The 19175-nt window shown below is 68.4% G+C and carries 21 protein-coding genes; 16 read left to right on the top strand and 5 right to left on the bottom strand.

The window, feature by feature from the left end:
* Nucleotide 1: 1 nt before the first annotated feature.
* From ACWIGI_RS31845 to ACWIGI_RS31820, 6 genes are read left to right on the top strand one after another with little or no spacing between them, the layout of a single operon-like run.
* A complete protein-coding gene (locus tag ACWIGI_RS31845) occupies nt 2-898 on the top strand; it encodes an ABC transporter permease (protein ID WP_454206593.1) in 897 nt (298 codons plus the stop codon).
* Nucleotides 895-2574: a dipeptide ABC transporter ATP-binding protein gene (locus ACWIGI_RS31840; protein ID WP_454206591.1), complete on the top strand. Its 1680-nt coding sequence runs from the start codon at nt 895-897 to the stop codon at nt 2572-2574. The genes ACWIGI_RS31845 and ACWIGI_RS31840 overlap by 4 nt, the downstream gene beginning before the upstream one ends.
* A complete protein-coding gene (locus ACWIGI_RS31835) occupies nt 2571-3308 on the top strand; it encodes a DUF1684 domain-containing protein (protein ID WP_454206589.1) in 738 nt (245 codons plus the stop codon). The genes ACWIGI_RS31840 and ACWIGI_RS31835 overlap by 4 nt, the downstream gene beginning before the upstream one ends.
* Nucleotides 3305-4348: a ketopantoate reductase family protein gene (locus ACWIGI_RS31830; RefSeq protein ID WP_454206588.1), complete on the top strand. Its 1044-nt coding sequence runs from the start codon at nt 3305-3307 to the stop codon at nt 4346-4348. The genes ACWIGI_RS31835 and ACWIGI_RS31830 overlap by 4 nt, the downstream gene beginning before the upstream one ends.
* Nucleotides 4341-4712 carry a hypothetical protein gene (locus ACWIGI_RS31825; RefSeq protein WP_454206586.1) on the top strand — a complete coding sequence of 124 codons (372 nt, stop codon included), beginning with the start codon at nt 4341-4343 and terminating at the stop codon, nt 4710-4712. The genes ACWIGI_RS31830 and ACWIGI_RS31825 overlap by 8 nt, the downstream gene beginning before the upstream one ends.
* A gap of 42 nt (nt 4713-4754) precedes the next feature.
* Nucleotides 4755-5213, top strand: coding sequence for a hypothetical protein (locus tag ACWIGI_RS31820; protein WP_454206584.1), 459 nt, complete (start codon nt 4755-4757; stop codon nt 5211-5213).
* A gap of 58 nt (nt 5214-5271) precedes the next feature.
* Here the strand turns inward: ACWIGI_RS31820 and ACWIGI_RS31815 are convergent, their stop codons facing one another.
* Entirely contained in the window at nt 5272-6219 is a 948-nt protein-coding gene (locus tag ACWIGI_RS31815; protein WP_454206582.1) for a decaprenyl-phosphate phosphoribosyltransferase, read from the bottom strand.
* Between the two features lie 207 nt (nt 6220-6426).
* Between ACWIGI_RS31815 and ACWIGI_RS31810 the strand changes: the two genes are divergently transcribed.
* The 6 genes from ACWIGI_RS31810 to ACWIGI_RS31785 all read left to right on the top strand — a co-directional run bounded on the left by ACWIGI_RS31810 (nt 6427) and on the right by ACWIGI_RS31785 (nt 10056).
* On the top strand, nt 6427-6981 hold the full coding sequence (locus tag ACWIGI_RS31810) for a dihydrofolate reductase family protein (protein WP_454206580.1): 555 nt from the start codon (nt 6427-6429) through the stop codon (nt 6979-6981).
* Nucleotides 6982-7105: 124 nt separating this feature from the next.
* Nucleotides 7106-7558 (top strand): putative glycolipid-binding domain-containing protein, encoded by a 453-nt coding sequence (locus tag ACWIGI_RS31805; RefSeq protein WP_454206578.1) that lies wholly within the window; start codon nt 7106-7108, stop codon nt 7556-7558.
* A gap of 55 nt (nt 7559-7613) precedes the next feature.
* Entirely contained in the window at nt 7614-7976 is a 363-nt protein-coding gene (locus tag ACWIGI_RS31800; RefSeq protein ID WP_454206576.1) for an iron chaperone, read from the top strand.
* A gap of 201 nt (nt 7977-8177) precedes the next feature.
* Nucleotides 8178-8705 (top strand): DUF3592 domain-containing protein, encoded by a 528-nt coding sequence (locus ACWIGI_RS31795; RefSeq protein WP_454206574.1) that lies wholly within the window; start codon nt 8178-8180, stop codon nt 8703-8705.
* Nucleotides 8706-8749: 44 nt separating this feature from the next.
* A complete protein-coding gene (locus ACWIGI_RS31790) occupies nt 8750-9187 on the top strand; it encodes a hypothetical protein (protein WP_454206572.1) in 438 nt (145 codons plus the stop codon).
* Between the two features lie 218 nt (nt 9188-9405).
* Nucleotides 9406-10056 carry a DUF7919 family protein gene (locus ACWIGI_RS31785; RefSeq protein ID WP_454206570.1) on the top strand — a complete coding sequence of 217 codons (651 nt, stop codon included), beginning with the start codon at nt 9406-9408 and terminating at the stop codon, nt 10054-10056.
* On the opposite strand, the gene ACWIGI_RS31780 is transcribed toward ACWIGI_RS31785, so the two are convergent.
* Nucleotides 10053-11756, bottom strand: coding sequence for a protein kinase domain-containing protein (locus ACWIGI_RS31780; protein ID WP_454206568.1), 1704 nt, complete (start codon nt 11754-11756; stop codon nt 10053-10055). The genes ACWIGI_RS31785 and ACWIGI_RS31780 overlap by 4 nt on opposite strands.
* 112 nt (nt 11757-11868) lie before the next feature.
* Nucleotides 11869-12675, bottom strand: coding sequence for an acyl-[acyl-carrier-protein] thioesterase (locus tag ACWIGI_RS31775; protein WP_454206566.1), 807 nt, complete (start codon nt 12673-12675; stop codon nt 11869-11871).
* Nucleotides 12676-12869: 194 nt separating this feature from the next.
* Here ACWIGI_RS31775 and ACWIGI_RS31770 point away from each other — a divergent pair, with 194 nt between their 5' ends.
* Nucleotides 12870-13223: an MmcQ/YjbR family DNA-binding protein gene (locus tag ACWIGI_RS31770; protein WP_454206565.1), complete on the top strand. Its 354-nt coding sequence runs from the start codon at nt 12870-12872 to the stop codon at nt 13221-13223.
* Nucleotides 13224-13304: 81 nt separating this feature from the next.
* On the opposite strand, the gene ACWIGI_RS31765 is transcribed toward ACWIGI_RS31770, so the two are convergent.
* Both ACWIGI_RS31765 and ACWIGI_RS31760 read right to left on the bottom strand, forming a co-directional pair.
* Nucleotides 13305-14222 carry a toprim domain-containing protein gene (locus tag ACWIGI_RS31765; RefSeq protein ID WP_454206563.1) on the bottom strand — a complete coding sequence of 306 codons (918 nt, stop codon included), beginning with the start codon at nt 14220-14222 and terminating at the stop codon, nt 13305-13307.
* 93 nt (nt 14223-14315) lie between these two features.
* On the bottom strand, nt 14316-15176 hold the full coding sequence (locus ACWIGI_RS31760; protein WP_454206561.1) for an LLM class F420-dependent oxidoreductase: 861 nt from the start codon (nt 15174-15176) through the stop codon (nt 14316-14318).
* Nucleotides 15177-15322: 146 nt separating this feature from the next.
* On the opposite strand from ACWIGI_RS31760, the gene ACWIGI_RS31755 reads away from it, so the two are divergent.
* The 3 genes from ACWIGI_RS31755 to pgi all read left to right on the top strand — a co-directional run bounded on the left by ACWIGI_RS31755 (nt 15323) and on the right by pgi (nt 18777).
* Nucleotides 15323-16201, top strand: a complete 879-nt coding sequence (locus ACWIGI_RS31755; RefSeq protein WP_454206559.1) for a helix-turn-helix domain-containing protein — start codon at nt 15323-15325, stop codon at nt 16199-16201.
* 102 nt (nt 16202-16303) lie between these two features.
* The gene (locus ACWIGI_RS31750) at nt 16304-17176 is read left to right on the top strand and encodes a TIGR03619 family F420-dependent LLM class oxidoreductase (RefSeq protein ID WP_454206557.1); all 873 of its coding nucleotides are present in this window, start codon (nt 16304-16306) and stop codon (nt 17174-17176) included.
* A gap of 8 nt (nt 17177-17184) precedes the next feature.
* Entirely contained in the window at nt 17185-18777 is a 1593-nt protein-coding gene (pgi, locus tag ACWIGI_RS31745; RefSeq protein ID WP_454206555.1) for a glucose-6-phosphate isomerase, read from the top strand.
* The last annotated feature ends 398 nt before the right edge of the window (nt 18778-19175 follow it).

Here is a 19175-nt window from a genome sequence, read left to right as displayed (position 1 = left end):
CATGGTGCAGTCGCTGATCGCCCCGGAGGTCATCGCGGTCGATGACGACCGAGAACTCCCCGCGCGTACACGCGGCAGCCGTGGCCGTGCACGGCTGCTGCGCCTCGCCCGCCGGCCCGGCTTCGTGCTGGCGAGCTCGCTGGTCGCGTTCGTGATCGTCGCGGCATTCGCGCCCACCCTGTTCACCGACTACGAGCCCTACGCCACCGCGCCCGCGGAGCGATTGCGCGCGCCGAGCGGCACCCACCTGTTCGGCACCGACGATGTCGGTCGGGACCTGTGGACCCGCACGCTCTACGGCGCCGACCTCACGGTCAAGGCGGCTCTCCTGGCAATCGCCATCGGGCTCGGAGCGGGACTCCTGCTGGGCGTGCTGTCCGGGTTTCTCGGTGGCGTACTCGACGCGCTGATCATGCGCGTGGTCGATGTGCAGCTCGCGATTCCGGGCCTGCTGCTGGCGCTGTCGATCGTCACCGCCCTGGGCTTCGGGACCATTCCGGTGGCCATCGCCGTCGGCGTCGGCACCATCCCCGGTTTCGCGCGAACCACCCGTGCCGAGGTGCTCCGAGTGAAGACGCTGCCCTATGTGGAAGCCGCGCGATCCGGCGGCGGATCCTGGCCGCGAGTGCTGATCCGGCACGTGCTGCCCAACTCCTGGGGGCCGGTACTGGCGTTGGCGGTGGTGGATTTCGGGGCCGCGATCATCGCGGTGGCGGCACTGAGTTTCCTCGGCTTCGGAGCGGCGCCACCGGAGGCCGAATGGGGGTCGCTCGTGGCGGCCGGGCGAAACTTCCTGGTGACCGCGCCGTGGGTATCGCTGTTGCCGGGCGCGTTGGTCGCGCTGACGGTGCTGGCGCTCAATCACATCGCGCAAACCCTGCGGGAGGTGCGGCGATGACCGTGCCGGAAACCCGCACGGCGACCGTTGCGCCGATCGCCGACATCACCGGCCTCTCCGTGGGCTACCTGACCGGCGGTAGCGTGGTGACAGCGGTGCACGATGTCTCGTTGTTGGTGCGCCCGGGCGAAATCGTGGCGCTGGTCGGCGAATCCGGTTCCGGGAAGTCCACCACCGCGCACGCGGTGATCGGCCTGCTGTCCGACAGCGCGCGAATCACAGGCGGCTCGATTCGAGTCGGGGGCGTCGAGATCGTCGGAGCGGGCGAGAAGACGGTCCGGTCCCTGCGCGGAGCGACGGTCGGACTGATTCCGCAGGACCCGATGGTCGGTCTCAATCCCACCCAGCAGATCGGAACCCAGGTCGCCGAGGCGGTACGACTGCGCGGAATACGCGGTCCCGCGGTCGACCTCGAAGTACTCGGCATATTGCGTACCGCCGGACTCGACGACCCCGAGCACCATGTGCGCCGCTATCCGCACGAGCTCTCCGGCGGGCAACGCCAGCGGGTGCTGATCGCGATCGCCCTGGCCGGGCGACCGGATTTGATCATCGCCGACGAACCCACCAGCGCGCTGGATGTGACCGTCCAGGCCCGGATCCTCGACCATCTCGAATCACTGGTGCGCGAGAGCGGTATCGCCCTGCTCATCATCACGCACGATCTCGCCGTCGCGGCGGACCGCGCCGACCGGGTGATCGTGATGCGACGGGGCCGGATCGTCGAATCCGGTACGCCCGCGGAGATTCTCGTCGCGCCCGCGGACGCCTACACCCGTCGGCTGATCGCGGCCGCGCCCGGGCTGGCGAACGCGGGTGTGCCGGTGCCACGTTTCCGGGAGACCGGGGGAGAAGACCTGCCCGCCATTCTCGAGATCGACGCTGTGACAAAGCAATTCCGGCCCACCGGGCGCGGGCGCCGGGTGGTCGCGCTGGATGCGGTGTCGCTGCGCGTGCCTGCCGGTCGCACCCACGCCGTGGTCGGCGAATCCGGTTCCGGGAAGAGCACGCTCCTGCGTCTCGCGATGGGCCTCGAGACCCCTACCTCCGGTGCGGTGCTTTTCGACGGCACCGATCTGGCAGGTCTGTCGTGGCGGCGGCAGCGCCCGCTCCGCCGGCGCTTCCAACTGGTTCAGCAGAATCCGTACGCCGCCCTGGATCCGCGATTCACCGTGCGCGACAGCGTTATCGAGCCGCTGGTCTCGTTCCGCATCGGCACTCGCGCCGAACGCCACGCTCGCGCCGGTGAACTCCTGGACGCGGTGGCGCTGCCGCGCACCGCGCTGGACCGGTTGCCCGATGAGCTGTCCGGCGGGCAGCGCCAGCGCGTCGCCATCGCGCGCGCACTGTCCCTGCGACCGGATCTGGTGCTACTGGACGAGCCGGTCTCCGCGCTGGACGTCTCGGTGCAGGAGCAGATCCTCGACCTGCTTCTCGACCTGCAACGGCGATTCGGCCTGGCATACCTGTTCGTGTCGCACGACCTCTCGGTGATAGCCAAGATCGCGCACACGGTATCGGTGCTCGATCGCGGCAAGGTCGTCGAAGCGGGTTCGGTCGCAGACGTTTTCGGCGATCCGCGCGACATTCGTACCGAACGGCTGCTCGCCGCCATCCCCGGACGCCGGGCGCTGTCCGGCCGGGAACCATCCACTCTCGAAAGGGCCGCACAATGACCACGGCAACCGATACCTGGGTATCCGACTGGCAGCACTGGCACGCCGAGCGCGAGACACTCGCCACCGCGGCGCACGGTCTCGCCGCCGCCGTCGGAACATATTGGCTCAGCGACCTTCCGCTGCGAATCGACGGTGTTCCGGGCGAGTGGGTCGCCGCGGACGGCCGCGCCATCGGTGACGGCGGGGGTCGTCATCTCGAACTCGCACCCGGCGACCGGGTGCTCAGCGGAGAGCTGTTGCTGCAACCCCTGATTCGCGCGGGCGAGGTCGCGCTACGGGTATTCGACCCGCAGGCGCCCACCCGCGCGGGCCTGGCGGGAATCGATACCTTCGCCCCGGATCCTTCCTGGGTGTTCGACGGTGTCGCCGAGACCCTCACCGCGCCACTGCGACTCGACCACATCGATGGCTTCGTCAGCAGTAACCCCGGTGTTCGCCTGCGCATCGGTATCGATGGCCGAGAACTGGTGCTGTCGGGCGCGGCGACCCCGAACGGCGACATCCAGCTCACCTTCGCCGACACCACCAACGGCACCGAGACCCAGCGCTTTCGATTCCTCACCGTGCCCGCTCCCGATGGCGAGGGCCGGTTCGTCGCGGACTTCAACCGCGCCTACCTGCCGCCGTGCACGTTCTCCGACCACTACCTGTGCCCGATGCCGCCACCGGAGAACCGCCTCGATTTCCCGGTGCGCGCCGGGGAGACCTTCCTGCGCCGGGCCGGGCGATGACCCGGTACGTCATCGTCGGCGCGGGCGCGATCGGTGTCAGTCTGGCCGTGGAACTCGGCGATCGCGGACATGAGGTGCTGCTCGTCGCACGCGGTGCGACACTCGAACACCTTGTCGCACAGCGGCTGTCGTACTACACCCACTCGGGGCGCAGGGAGGTTCGCCTCCGGGCCGTCGACCTGGCCGCTGACCTGGGATTGCGGATCGGCGATATCGTCGTGCTCGCGGTGAAGACCCAGGATCTGCCAACGGTCGCCTCCGCCGTGGCCTGGCGCGATGTGACCGACGAGCACAGCTGTGTCCGAGGCAACGCCGCAGAACTGATTCCGGTGGTCACCGTGCAGAACGGCCTGGACGCCGAGCGCACCGCCGCCCGTTGGTTCGACACCGTGCTGGGCGCGGTTTTCCTCATCGCGGCCCAGCACAGTCGTACCGGTGAAGTTCGCGTGGGCGGGCATCCCCACCTCGGTGGCGCCATCGCCGGAATCGCGACCACTCGCACACCCGAATTCGCCACACATGCTCTGAAGACCTTCGCAACGGACATCAACGAAGCGAACTTCCTGATCACCCTGGTCACCGACATCCGCTCCTACAAGGCGTCGAAAATCATCCACAGCGTCCGCAACGGACTCGAGGTACTCGCCGGAGACCGCCGCACGAAAGACACCGTCGGCCTGGCTCTCGGCGCCGAAGCCCGCACGGTCCTGCTCGCCGCGGGCTACACCCCCGGAGACCTCGCCGAGCTCGTCCTCGACCCCGCCCAGAACCACTTCGACGAACAATCCGGAGTAACCCCCGGCCACCAATCCACCTGGCAGAGCTTCGCCCGAGCCGCCCCCACCAACGAAGTCGACTACCTCAACGGCGAAATAGCGCTCCTGGCCCGCCTCCACGCCACCCCCGCCCCGCTCAACACCCGCCTGCAACAACTGCTCTCGCACGCCACCCACACCGGCGGCGGCCTCGACCTACCGGGCCTGGACACCCTCACCGAACTCCTCGCACAGCACGCCCGGTCGACCGTGACCCGTGGATAGGTTGATCTGCTACGCCGCCATCGACGGGCGACCTGGCACCATCTTGCCGGGCCGGCAGACCTACGAGGACTTCCGTGGCTACTGGCCACAGCACACCGACGCCCCGGCGGGCGCCTACCTCGACGAAGTCCGGCTGGTGACCGGCTACAGCTACGACCAGCCATGGGCAACAGGAACAGTCGAGGATGCCGATCGGTCTCGAGCCGAGCGATCGGGGCGAGCCGCGCTGTACCGGCGCTGGCTGAACGAGAACGAGAACGAACTATCGGAAGACGACGCCACGTATTCCGAACTGTGCGAGCTGGAAAGACCCGTCGCAATGTGGCACAGACCGCGCAATCAGGTCCGACCTGTCGACCAGTAGACTCACCGAGATCGTGCCAGGAGCGAAAAGAATAGAGCGCCAGTGGATCTCCCCGCCTTCTACTTTCATCGGGACCGAACCTTGTGGCTCGAGGAGGCGGCGGACGGGAGCACCGGAGGTTTCGCATTAGACCGCGGGACGGGTGAATTCGTCGCGGCTTCGCGGGCGATGGTGCAGGAGGTTCGTGGCCGGGCGGCATCGTCCGAGAGTTTCCCACTCGACTTCGAGAACTTCGTTCTGGGCACGGAACGCCTTCGTGAGGAGGGACCTGTCGAGGACGGCACGATCGCTGCCCTCTATCAGGTCACCAGCGGCATCCGCGTATCTGCACGCGACGACGGTCGACAGATCAACGACGAAGAAGCAGCCCTGATCACCGGAATCCATCACCGCACCTTCATGCGCTGGGAAGAGCTCCAGAGCAAACGTCCGAAGGCCGTCTGGTACCAGCCACCCGTTGGATCGCGTGCGGGTCGCCGACGCTGGTTCCGGTGGCGCTGAACGAACCACGTGTGGACAGGTCAGCCGAAGGCACTCATCTGCCCGCGACGCGAGCCCGTCAGGTGAGATACACAGCCGTACCGGCCGTTGCGAGGCACGCCAGGGCCAGTAGTTGGAGCGTGCGGTCGCCCAGCACGATCTCCTCGGGCTCGCCGGCCTCGCCGCCATCGACGTCTACCGCGTAACGGAGGATCGCGACCGTGAAGGGGATCATCGAGATCGCGAACCACGGGTTGTCCTCGTGACCGGCCTCGAACGCCCACAGGCCGTAGAAGATCACTACCGCAGTGCCGGACAGGGTCCAGACGAAACGCAGGTAGGTGGGCGTGTAATACGTCAGCGACTTGCGGATTTTCGCGCCGGTGTCGAGTGCTATTCGTAGCTCGGCGTAGCGCTTTCCGGCTGCCATGAACAGGGAGCCGGAGGCCGCGATCAGTAGGAACCACTGTGACAGTTCGATATTCGCGGCCGCGCCGCCGGCGACGGTGCGCAGCACGAAACCCGATGACACGATGCAGATGTCGAGCACGGCCTGATGCTTGAGCCCGAAGCAGTAGGCGAGCTGGATGCAGATGTAGGTCGCCATCACCGCGGCCAGCTCCCACGTGGCCACGAACGAGATCAGCACCGACGCTCCCAGGAGCACCACCGACAGCGCGTACGCCAGATTCACCGGCACGACACCGGCGGCGATCGGACGGAAGCGTTTGGTGGGATGCGCTCGATCCGCCTCCACGTCGAGTGCGTCGTTGACCAGATAGATGCCCGACGCCGCCAAACAGAAAGCCACGAAAGCGATTCCGATATGCAGGTCGCGGGTCAGGTCGGTGAAGATGAACGTGTCGGTACCGGGAATCGTGCCCGCGGCGAGCGGTGCGGCCAGCACCAGGACGTTCTTCACCCACTGGCGCGGACGCACGGCTTTGACCAGACCCGCGGCCAGTGTCTTGGGTGGTCCGGTAAGGACGGCGTCGTCGAGTTCGGTGGTGGTCGGCTCTTCGCTCATATCAACCTGACTGTTTCCGTGCGGTGGTGCGCGAATCTCGTTCCGCGCCCGGCACTATCGCTGTCGACGCCCCCGCGATCCTGTCGATCCCCGCGGGACCCGCCCACGACATACTCCCAAACACCCCTCCGAATGTCTCCGGTCAATTTCGCGCCGACCTCTGCACGGCGCGTTGAGGGTGGCTGCGATCGGTGCTAGAACGGTGCGATGCGCCGGTTGCTGCTCACCGAGAACATCACCGCCGACGGGCGGATCGAGATCATTGACGAGTGGTTCGCCCCGACCCCCGCAGGCGGCATCGACGACTGGCTGTTCGCGACGGAGCGGTTGGGCGCGGCCTCCGACACCATCTTGCTGGGCCGGCAGACCTACGAGGACTTCCGTGGCTACTGGCCACAGCACACCGACGAGCCGGCGGGCGCCTACCTCGACGAAGTCCGGAAGTACGTCGTCTCGTCGACGATGACCGATCCGCAGTGGCGCAAGGCGACGATCCTGCCCGGTGACCCGGTCGAGGAGGTGCGCCGGCTCAAAGAATCCGACGGGGGCGACATCACCCTGTGCGGCAGCCTGACTTTGGCGCACGCGGTGCTGGCGGCCGGGCTGGTCGACGAGATCCGGCTGCTAGTCTTTCCCGCCGTTCAGGGGCGCGGGAAGGGGCTGGTCGCCGAGGGCACCTCGTTCGACCGGCTCGAGGTGCTCGAATCGCGGGCGCTGCCGTCCGGCGTGACCCTGCTCCGATACGCCGTGCACAACGGGTAGCCAGCGACCTGACCGGCCGGCTCGCAGGGCATGCCGCCGGATCGGTCCCGCGTCGGCCGAACGCATAGGCCGGGCCCAGGCTGTTATCGCGAACTGCGCACCACGAGCGCGTAGTTTCATCGGCATGCGCACGTTCGTATGGCAGGGAATCGACGAGCCGCGGATGGAAATCGTCCGAATGGAAAGCCTGGATCGAGCACGCGGCACCATGGTCGGGCTGGTGTACGAATTGCGTTGGGAGCTCGACGGTTCGGAGCTGATCGTCGATACCGGCGCAGGCCCGGTCCGGCACACCCTCGACGGCGCGGACTTCTTCGATCTGCAGCATTCGGCGTTCTTCAACTCGCTCCCGGTGCTGCGCGACGGCCTGTTGTCGACCGCCGCCACCGCACGGGACTACACGATGCGTTTCGTCACCGTCCCTCAATTGGGTTCCGAACTCACCGCGCAACGCTACGAGCCGCGCGGTAACAGCGTGGTCGCCTTCAGTTCCGGCGAGTACCACGCCGATATCGAGTTCGACCCGGACGGCTTCGTCGTGGACTACCAGGACTACATTCGGCGACTACATCCGTGAACGTCCCGATAGCGCAGCAACTCCCAACGCTCGACCACCGGAGAGGATCGGCACCATGGCTGACAAGGTCACGAGCATCGATGAGTATCTCGACGGGGTCGACGCCGCGTTCCGGCCCGAGCTCGAACGTATTCGTGCGCTCGTGACCGCGCTGGTGCCGAGCGTCGAAGAATCGATCAGCTACCGCATGCCGACCCTGAAGTACAAGAACCGCGCCCTGGTGTATTTCACCGCGTCGAAGAAGCACATGAGTTTCTATCCCTCGTCCTGGGCGATCGAGGAGTTCGCGGACCGCCTGACGGATTACCGCACCTCCGAACACGCGATTCAGTTCACGCTGGAGAAGCCACTGCCCACCGAACTGATCGAAGATCTCGTCCGGTTCCATGTGCGCGAGATCGACGCCAACCGGACCTGATCGGCCATGACGGGCGCGTCGGGACGGCGGACCCCTCCGCTGCACGGTGAGTCCCACATGCATCCGTATCGGACTCGGTCATCAGCCGTTTGCGCGTCAGCCACCGTTTTGTTCACGCGGTAGCCTTCGCCGCGGTCTGTCGACGTCACTCTTGGTCCATATTCTGTTGTGGTGCACGGCTTCTGGGAATACTTGGGCGCTGTGGGGGTGGTCCTTTTCGGCATAGGCCAGCTGGTGATCGGGTTCGGACTCCTTCGGCAGACCATCGAGCGCGCGCTGCTGTGGTCGCGGGGGCACCGAGCGCGCGGGGTCATCACCTCGGTTGCCGCGGAACGTGACTCCGAAGACCATCGTGTCTATCGGCCCACCGTGGAGTTCGCCGGGCCGGCCGGTGAACTCCGCCGGGGTGCCGTGGCTGGAACGATGGCCGCCCGCCCGCGCATCGGCGCGCGGATCGTCGTGGTCTACCGGCCGAACGACCCCGAGCACGTGGACGCCCTCGGTATCGCCCGGGGCATCGGAAGTCTCATCGCGTTCCCGATTCTGGTCGTCGTGGGTGTGGCGGCCACCATCCTGCCCATCGCGTATCTGCTCGGCTTCGACGCCGTGCTCTCGTGGAGCGAGCGGACCTTCATCGACATGCTCGACCGGCTCGAATCAGCGCTCGACGGCCCGCTGGGATGGCTCAGAGACATCCCGGCGCACTTCGGACGAAACGGGCGGTCGTGATCGAACACCCCGAGCGAGCCCGTCCGGTGTGGTGAACTGGCCCGATGACCGTGCCATACACGCTGGTGATGGACCTGGTGGGCGCCTACGCCGAAAGTGACCGTGCCCGTGTCGAACGAACCGGTTCGGCGATAAGCGCCAGCGGCCACATCGAGGCCCTGCACGAGATAATCAACGCGTTCGCCACCACGCTCCTGACCGAGAACGCCGACCTCATCGCCGCGCTACCGCCCGACCGCCTCCAGACCGTGATCCTCGAACGCCTGGCGGTGCTGCCGCGCGACGAACTGTACGCCGAGGCGGTCATCGACCACGTTCGCGCGCACCGCATCGACGAGGCCTTCACTCGGGCCCTGGGCATAGGCGACGGCGTCGCCGCCATCCACCTCACGGCCGCCTGGATCGCCGCCGTCGGCGCCCTGTCGATCACTCACGGTGATCTGACCGGAAAGACAACCGGCCCTGCCGATCCGGTCGACTGAAGGTCCTGAAGTGGCGGCTGTGGGTCGGTCGCCGGGTAAGTACCAGGCCCTAAAATCGTGCACTATCGTCCGCCCCGTGGCGGTTTCCGCCATATCCGGTGCGATAGTGCACGTTCGGTCCGCCTTTGGGTACACGCGGCCGGAACGGCGATCGATATTTCGTTGCGATCGGTCGCGGCAGGCGATCGAATAGTCCTGGCAGACACCAGGAAAGCGGCATGGAATACAAAGATCTAGACTCGTACGAGTACTACAGCTTCCCGATACCGATGCTCTCCATCGGCTGGTTAGGGAGTCGGCACGGCATTCCCGGAGCCACGGAACCCCCACTCTCCGACTCGGAGTCGGCGGCGCTGCACGCCGCTTCCCAGTACGTCTCGAACCTCATGCTCGGGTATCACGAGTGCGAATTCTGTCCGGAAGGAGCAGTCTTCGAGGGGAACGGCGAATACCACTACTACGCCGAGAACGACGTGGTGTACGCGGCGCCGGTAATGATCCTGCACTACGTGACCGAACACGGTTACAGGCCGCACCGGCAGTTCTTGGACTGCCTCCTTCGAAATGAGCCACCCGCGTGGGACCGGCGCGCGGAGCGGTTCGTGGCGATCGTGCAGGACACCACCGAGGACCTGGTGCTCCGCGGGCAGTCGGTGGCCGAGCTGTGGCGCTGGCCCGATCAGCGCGCGTGGGCCGCACTGCGGTTCGCGATCGCCGACGAAGAACTGGCCGGCGTCGCGTTCGTCGAGATCGTGGAATCGCTTACCCGGCTGATGCACTGCGACTTCGCCGCAGACCTGCGGATCGACGACCTGCCCCAGGTAATCCGAGAGTGGATGGCGCTCAGACCAGGAAGTTATCGCCCCTAACGCGCGTACACGCTCACGATCGAGCCGTCGAGATTGGCCGCTATGTACCCGCCGCCGTCGTACTCGTCGCTGAGGTACACCATCAGCGTCGGTTTGTCGTCGTTGAAGGTCCAGGACGGGTTGACGATCAGGTAGCGGCTGGTCGGGTTCGGCAGGCCGAGCTTCTCGTGGGCGGTCGCCAACAGGGCGGGCAGGATGTCCCAGTCGATCGTGTTCAGGGTGATGGTCGGCTCGTCGGCGATCTGGCCGCCCGCGCCCTGGCGGCTGACGGCGCCGTTCCGGTAGGAGTACTCGTCGTAGACGGTCGGGCGGTCCTTCACCGGCGCGCCGAAGTTCGCGTACTCGGGATAGAACACCGTCTCGGTGAAAACCGTTCCGCCGGTGGTCTTCTCGAAATTCTCGATCGCCTGCCGGATGCCGGCGGGGGTGAGCAGGTCGGTCTTCGCGGCGGCCGCCGTCGTGGTCCGGGCCGCGCCGCCGGTGGGGGGAACGACCGGAATCGACACCGTGCTGCGCACGTCGGTGGTCCCGGGCAGCTGGCTGGGTAGGGCCTGGCTGTCCGAATCCTCGGGCAGCAGGGTCACCGCGCCGACGATGCCCAGCGCCAGTACCGCCGCGACCGCGCCGCCCACCAGAATCCAGCGCCGCTGCCCGCCCGGGGCGGGCGCGTGCTGCACCGGCAGCTGCGGCGGGGTCGCGGTCATGGTCGGCGCGTACGGCAGCGACTGGTGCGGCGACGAATGATATTGCGGTCGTGCGTATCCCGCGGGCGGCGTCTGCACCAGTGGCTGGGAGGGCGAGGACTGCGGCCCCTGATACCCGGGCTGGGATCCGGGAAACGTCGTCGGGAACGCCGGGCTCGAGCCCGTGATCGCCTGGGAGAGCAGCCAATCCAGCTGATCGGCCGACGGCCGCTGATCGGGGTCCGGCACCAGCAGCGCCTGCAGCGCCGTCGTGAGCGCGCCCGCCTGCCGCGGCGGGGGCACCTCGCCGCGCAGCACCGCGGCCAGCGTCGCCACCGAGGTGTCGCGGCGCATCGGGTGGTAACCCTCGACCGCCACGTACAGCACCAGCCCCAGCGACCACAGGTCCGAGGCCGGATGCCCCTCCTGCCCGCCGAGTCGCTCGGGTGCGACGTAGTCGAGCGATCCCACCACGCTGCCGGTGGAGGTGAGCCCCTCCATGTCGTTGATGGCCGCGATGCCGAAATCGGTGAGTACCGGCGAACCGTCTTCGCGCAGAATCACATTGGCGGGCTTGATGTCGCGATGCAGGATGCCCACCGCGTGCGCGGCCTTGAGCGCGGCCAGGATCCCGCGCCCGATCTGCGCCGCCTGGTCCGGGCTCATACGCCCGCCGTCCAGCAGCGGCCCCGGATCCAGGTGTTCGGCCAGTGTCCGGCCGCGCACCAGCTCCATGACGATCCAGGGATGCGCGACGGTGGGGGAGTCCACGATGTGGTGGATGGCGACGACATTGGGATGCCCGATCCGGGCCAGCGCCCGCGCCTCGCGCAGCACGCGTTCGCGCTGGACCCCCGGCGTGCTCTCGCGATCGGGCTCGGCCGGGCGGACCTCCTTGAGCGCCACCTCCCGATGCAGTGCCAGATCGTAGGCGCGCCACACCGTGCCCATGCCGCCGCTACCGAGCGGTTCGAGCAATTCGAAACGCCCGTCGATCACTGTCCGCTCGGAAATCACGGCGTCAGCCTAGGGGCAGCGCTCGTTCGGCGCTAATCCTTCGTCACGGCGGGCGGTGCCGATTGCGTCACTGTCCGCACCGCGCCGGAATCACCGCGCGCCCGCCGCTCGCTCACGCTGTCCGGCGCAGTTGCGCCACGGCGCGAATTTCCCGGTCGACGGTGAACCAGAGGGTGAGCGCGTCCGATTCACGCCGGGTATGAATGTCGACCTCTTCGCCGAATCGGATCGGCCGGTTGTATTCGAGCACGAACCGGTGCGGTCCCTCGGTGAGATCGGGGGCGGCCCCGGTGAATTCGTGCACCCCGTGCCAGTACGCGGTGTTGGTGACGTGCTCGAAGTGATCGATATCGGTGCGCCGCAGCGGGAATCGGGCGCCGTCCGCGGCCGGCGCCGGCTCGGTCAGCCACTGCTCCCAGCGCAGGCGCTGTTCGTCGGTGGTCGTGCACATGAGCTCGAAGAATTGGTCGTCCACCCGCGAGGGGCTCATCGTCTCCTTGTTCATGTGGATCCAGAAGCCCTCGGTCTCGATGAGCCCGCCGTTGTCGGCGTCGATGCGCACCCGCATGGTGCACCAGCGCGGTGAGATGCCCGAGCACCAGCGCCGGGTGCGCAGCTGCGCGGGCCAGGTGACGGGTCGCACCACGTCGATGACCGTGCGGCGCACGATCCAGTGCGGATGCGATTCCAGCGCGCCGCAGTGCACCAGGTGATCGACCCCGGCCTCCTGGATGTGGCGGGCGATGCCGTCGATGCGCAGGCCCTGGTTCTCGTCCATGTCGCAGGTGCCCAGGCGGCCGGGGAAGTCGAAGATGTGACCGGTGGACGGGACGGGCGCGAGCGGGCGCAGCAGGGGATGGTCGGCGGCCACCGGTGTCAACGGCGGTGCGGTCACGGGTCGGGCGGCGAGCTGGGTCATCGGCAAACCTCCGGGGCGTCCAGACGGGCGGAGAGCGGGGAGTGCACTGAAGTACTACGGCGGCCTTCATCAAGGGGGCGCAGGCAATGCCTCGCCGAGTGATACGCAGCGTAGTGCAGCCTCGGTTCGAGGCCCGGAGCGACGCTTCCCATTCGTCCAAGGCGCGACCCGCCCGCGGTGACTAGCCTTCGATCATGGGCGATCAACTGGACCGGCTACGCGCACTGTGCACCGCGCTCCCGGAGACGAGTGAACGGCTCAGCCACGGCGAGCCGACCTGGTTCGTGCGCAAGAAGGTGTTCGTGATGTTCGCCGACCACCATCACGACGATCGCCTCGCGTTCTGGTGTCCCGCGCCGCCCGTCGCCCAGCAGGAGTTGATCGCCGCCGAGCCCGACCGCTTCTTCCGCCCGCCGTACGTCGGGCATCGCGGCTGGCTCGGTGTGTACCTGGATGTGCCCGTCGACTGGACCGAGATCACCGAGGTGGTGCACGACGCGTACCGGATGGTGGCGCCGAAAACCGTACTGGCGCAATGGGATGAGTGATCTCGCGCCCGGCGCCGCCGCGCGGGGATGCGATACCGGCCGGCGGGTGGTCGCCGAACGCGGCCGCCTACGAAGCCGCGCTCACATCGCGCGATAGTGGTCGTCCAGCACCGGCACCGGGTCCAGATCCGGGATGTGGTGACCGGCGTTGCAGTGGTCGGTCAGATCCTTGCCGTCGCGCGCCTGCACGACGCGGATCCGGCCGACACTCCCCGCGATCGACCGCGCCACCCGGTCGGCGTGGCGATAGCCGGGCGCGTCCCGGTCGGCGATGATCCAGACCCGCCGCGCCCCCGCGAGCCAGCGGCCGTGTTCGCGCCGCCACCCCTGCGCGCCACCGGCGTTGCAGGTGGCGGCCAGCCCGGCGTGCACGGCGGTCAGGGTGTCGGCCTCGCCCTCGCACACGACGATGTCGCGCCCGGCCCCCACGGCCGCGAGCACCTCGGGCAGCCGGTACGGCAACGGGTCGAATCCGCCCGGCTCCCAACCGTGTTCGCCGAAGCGCTCCTGCCAGAAGGTCTTCGCGCGACCGTGCCGATGCGGAATGTGCGCGCGAATGACCCGGCCCGCCGGGGTGCGGTCCGCCCGGCGGTAGAGATAGGTCGCGACCCGGCGCGGTCGCCCGACCCGGGGCCCGAGATCGCGCCGGTGCGCCTCGAGCGACAGCCCGCCCGCCAGCACCGCGCGATCGGCGAGCGACACCGCCGCGGCCTTGTCCGGGCGGCGGGGGAGCATCCCGGCACCGGGCCGGTCGAACAGATCCCGCACGCCCAGGCCGAGCCTGCCCAGCACCTCTTCGTCGGAGCAGCCGGCGAAGCACCGGACCACGGTGCGCCCGCGCCGCCGGTTGTACACCACCCCGAGCGAGGGGTGATGGCGCCGCCCGTCGGCCTCGTGCACCGGGCACAGGTAGGTGAACCACTCCCCGCCGCGCCTGCCCGGGCCGGAAACCCGGTGCAGGGCAGCGGTAATGGTGTCCCAGGAGTGATTGACGCTCATGACGCTGTCCTCTCTCCTTCGGAGTACCCGAATTCGAGAGTCCTTGAACCACAGGCGTGCTCGGCTTCCGGAGGTGCCGGTGCACCCCGGCCGCTACCCCTTCGGCAGGTCGAACCCGTCGAGTTTCTTCGCCAGCCGGTCGAGGTAGGTGTACGCGATGTCGTCCGAGGCGTCGGGCACCCCGTAGAGCACGTCGGTCACGCCCGCGTCGGCCCAGCGGGCGAGGCGTTCGGCGTCGGGTTTGAAGTCCAGGGCCACCACGCGCGGCGCGCCCTCGCGGCCCGCCTCCTGCCACGCCCGCAGCAGCCTGCCGGTGGAGGCGTGCACGTCGGTCTCGGTCGGGGTGGTGATCCACCCGTCGGCCGAGCGGGCGATCCACTTGAACGTGGTGTCGGTGCTGCCCGCGCCGATCAGTAGCGGCACGTGCGGCTGCACCGGCTTGGGCCAGGACCAGCTGGGCCCGAAGGACACGAAATCACCCTGGTACGCGGCCTCCTCCTGCGTCCACAGCGCCCGCATCGCCTCGACGTACTCGCGCAGCACCGTGCGCCGCTTGTTCGCGGGCACGCCGTGATCGGCGAGTTCGTCGGTGTTCCAGCCGAATCCGGCGCCGAGGGTGACCCGTCCGCCCGAGAGATGGTCGAGGGTGGCGATGGTCTTGGCCAGGGTGATCGGATCGCTCTCGGTGGGCAGCGCCACGGCGGTGGACAGCTCGATGCGCGAGGTCACCGCGGCGGCCGTGGCCAGGGCCACCCACGGGTCCAGGGTGCGCGTGTAGCGCTCGTCGGGCAGTTCGGCGGTTCCGGTGCCGGGATGGGCGGCTTCGCGCTTGACCGGGATATGGGTGTGCTCGGGGACGAAGAACGAGGAGAAACCGCGTTCCTCCGCCGCGAGCGCCGCCGTCGCGGGGGTGATGCCGCGGTCACTGGTGAACAGGACGATGCCGAAACGCATTATGCGCCAGCCTTTCTCACGATGTCACGGACGGTCTGAACCGACGGGCCCGCCACCACGCTTGCGAATATTCGCAAGCTGATTTACGAATATCTGATTCGGTCGTACGCTAGCGAGAATTCAGCGACTCGACAAGAGGAGTGCAGGTGCCCGGATCACCGCCCACGCAGCGCGTTCTCGACGTCCTCGAGCTGCTCGCCGGCTCCTCGGCTGCGCGCACCGCCTCCGACATCTCGCACGAACTCGGCCTGAGCCGCTCGACCGCGGGCGCGGTGCTCGGCGTCCTCGAGGAACGCGATTGGGTGCGGCGCTCCCCGGAGCTGACCTACCAGCTCGGAGCGGGGGCGATGGCGTTCGCCGCCAGCGCGCAGGCCCGCGGCGATCTGCCGGGTCCCGGCACGCTGGCCGCCATCGAGGCGCTCGCCGCCGAACTGGATTGCGGTGCGGCCCTGGCCATCGTCGTGCGCTCGCACATGGTGTTCGTCGCGGTGTCCACCGGCCGCGGCCGCATTCCCGCGGTGATCACCCCCGGCGCCCGCCTGCCCTATCGCGCACCGGTGGGGGCCACCATCGCCGCGTTCAACGACGAACAGAGCCAGCAGCAGTGGCTGCGCCAGGCCGCAACCCGCGCGCGCATGAACGAGTACCGCGACGTCCTCGAACAGATCCGCACGCGCGGCGTCGCGGTCTGGGGTGTGGCCGCGGAGAACGCCGGATTCCTCGACGTCCTGGCCGAGGTCGCGGGTCATCTCGACGACCACCCCGCCACCGGCGCGCTGCGCGACCGGGTGCTGACGATGCTCAGCGATCTGGGCGGGCGGCCGTACTCGGCGGCCACCGTCGACTCCGATTTCGACCTGCCGATCAGCTATCTGACCGCCCCGGTTCTCAAGGCCGACGGCCGCGCGGGCTGGGAGCTGCAGATCGGCCCGCTGCGCCCGGCGGTCTCGCGCGCCGAGCGCGAGCACTACAGCGCCAGGCTGGTCGCCACGGCCCGGCAGCTCAGTCACAACGGCCGAACCTGAATCCGGTGGCGGGCACGTGAATTCGATCCCGTCACCACCCACACGTACCGGGCGACGCCACAGCGGGCGCCGCCGATCTCGCGCACCCCGAAAGGACCTGCCATGCGCTACACCTACGCCGAGGCGATGACCAACCCGGACTACTATGTCCCGCTCGCGCAGGCGGCCGAGGCCGCCGGATTCCACAGCATCACCATCGCCGACAGCGTCGCCTACCCCGCGGAATCGGATTCGAAGTATCCGTACAACGAGGACGGCAACCGCGAGTTCCTCGAGGACAAGCCGTTCATCGAAGCCTTCGTGCTCTCGGCGGCCATCGCCGCGGCCACCACGACGCTGCGCCTGACCCCGTTCGTGATCAAGCTGCCGATCCGCCCGCCGGTGCTGGTGGCCAAGCAGGCGAGCTCGCTCGCGCGCCTGAGCAACAACCGCTTCGCCCTGGGTGTCGGCATCAGCCCGTGGCCGGAGGACTTCGACATCATGGGCGTCGATTTCGCGCGCCGCGGCAAGCGCATGGACGAGTGCATCGAGATCGTGCGCGGTCTGTCCACCGGTGAGTTCTTCGAGTACCACGGCGAGTTCTACGACATCCAGAAGATCAAGATGACCCCCGCGCCGACCGAACCGCTGCCCATCCTGCTGGGCGGGCACAGTGACCCGGCCCTGCGCCGCGCGGTCCGGCTCTGCGACGGCTGGATGCACGCCGGCGGCGACGCCGAGACCCTGGACAAGTACCTGGCGCGCATCAACGAATTGCGCAGCGAGCGTGACAATCCCGGCGAGTTCGAGATCCACGCGGTCTCGCTCGACGCCTACACCCCCGACGGGGTCAAGCGCCTCGAGGACAAGGGCATCACCGACGCGCTGGTCGGCTTCCGCAATCCTTACGTCGCCGAGCACGACACCGAGACCCTCGAGCACAAGATCAACATGATCAACTGGTACGGCGAGAACGTCATCGCCAAAGTCAAGTGAGCTCGGTGATGAGTGAAACCCGCACGCCCTGGGCGCAATTGGGCGATCGGCAGCGCGAGCTGGCCGGGGCGAGCCTGCGCGAGCTGTTCGCGCGCGACCCCCGGCGCGGCCCGGCCATGACCGCCGAGCACGACGGCGTGGTGCTGGACTACTCGAAGAATCTCGTCGACGCCCGCACCCTGGAACTGCTCGTCGCGCTCGCCGACGAGCGTGGACTGCGGGCCGGCATCGAGGCCGTGTGCTCCGGCGCCCGCGTCAACACCACCGAGGACCGGGCGGTCCTGCACACCGCCCTGCGTGCCCGGCCCGGCGAGTCGATCATCGTGGACGGCCGCGACGTGGTGCCGGACGTCCACGCGGTGCTGGACAGGATGAGCGCGTTCGCCGATCGCGTGCGCACGGGGCAGTGGCGGGGCGCGACGGGCGCGCCCATCCGCACGGTGGTGAACATCGGTATCGGCGGCTCGGATCTCGGTCCCGCCATGGCGTACCCGGCCCTGCGGGAATTCGGCCTCGACACCCTCGCGGTCCGGTTCGTCTCGAACATCGACGGCCACGACCTGGCCCGCACACTGCGCGAGCTCGAGCCCGAGAGCACCCTGTTCATCGTCTCGTCGAAGACCTTCACCACCGTCGAGACCCTCACCAACGCGCACACCGCCCGCGCGTGGCTGCTGGCGGCGATCGACGATCCCGGTGCGGTCGCCAAGCACTTCGTGGCCGTCTCCACCGCCGCGGGCGAGGTCGCGAAGTTCGGCATCGACCCGGAGAACATGTTCGAGTTCTGGGACTGGGTCGGCGGCCGGTACTCCCTGCCCTCGGCCATCGGCCTGTCGCTCATGGTGGCGATCGGCCCCGCGCACTTCCGTGATCTGCTCGCCGGGGCGCGGTCGATGGACGAGCACTTCCGGACCGCGCCGTTCGAGGCGAATCTGCCGGTGCTGCTCGGGTTGCTCGGGATGTGGTATCGAAACTTCTGGCGGGCACAGACTTACGCGGTGCTGCCCTACGATCAGCGGCTCGCGCGACTGCCCGCGTACCTGCAACAGCTCGACATGGAGAGCAACGGAAAGTCCACCGGCCGTGACGGTTCCCCGATCGAGGTGGACACCGCGCCGGTCATCTGGGGTGAGCCCGGAACCAACGGCCAGCACGCGTTCTTCCAACTGCTGCACCAGGGAACGGTTTTCGTGCCCTGCGACTTCCTCGGGGTACTCGAGCCCGCACACGAGCTGGCCGGTCACCACGACCTGCTGATGGCCAACCTGTTCGCCCAGACCGAGGCGCTGGCGTTCGGACAGCCCGCGCCGCAGCGCGATTCGGGGTCGCACCGCGAATTCCCGGGCAACCGGCCCAGCAACACCCTGCTGATACCGCGGCTCACCCCGTACACCCTGGGGCAGCTCATCGCGCTGTACGAGCACAAGGTCTTCACCCAGGGCTGGATCTGGGGCATCAACTCCTTCGATCAGTGGGGCGTGGAACTGGGAAAGACGCTGGCCGGGCGCATTCACGACGAACTGCGCTCGGAATCGGCCGGTACGCACGACAGCTCGACCGCTGCGCTGATCGAGCGCTACCGCGCGGCGCGCCGGGGATGACTCACCCGGCGCGCCGAGCGCTTATACCGCAAATCTGACGCATGAAAACTGTTGGCACACAGGAAATGTGATTATCCACAATTGAGCCGCATCTCGGGCGTGTCGGCGAATTCTGAGGCAAGAATGATCACATGGCTGCGACCGGGGGTTGGACAGACGCGTGTGATCGGCCGGATGCCGACGGGATCGGTACACCCGTTCCGGGAGTGGACAATCAGCGCTACCCGCTCGGGGAACCGGGCAGCGAACGCTGGCGCGCGGCCGTGGGGGGCGGCGGCGCCGGGGGGGCCGCCCCCCGCGGGTAGGGGGGGGGGGGGGGGGAGCCGCCCCCCCAGGTAGAGGACCCCCCCCCCGCGGGGGGGGGGGGGGGCCCCCCCCCCCCCCCCCCCCCCCCGCCC

The sequence above is a fragment of the Nocardia sp. NPDC055321 genome (assembly GCF_053645575.1).
The sequence above is the reverse complement of the archived record's forward strand: the minus strand, read 5'-3'. Positions and strand labels throughout refer to the sequence as shown.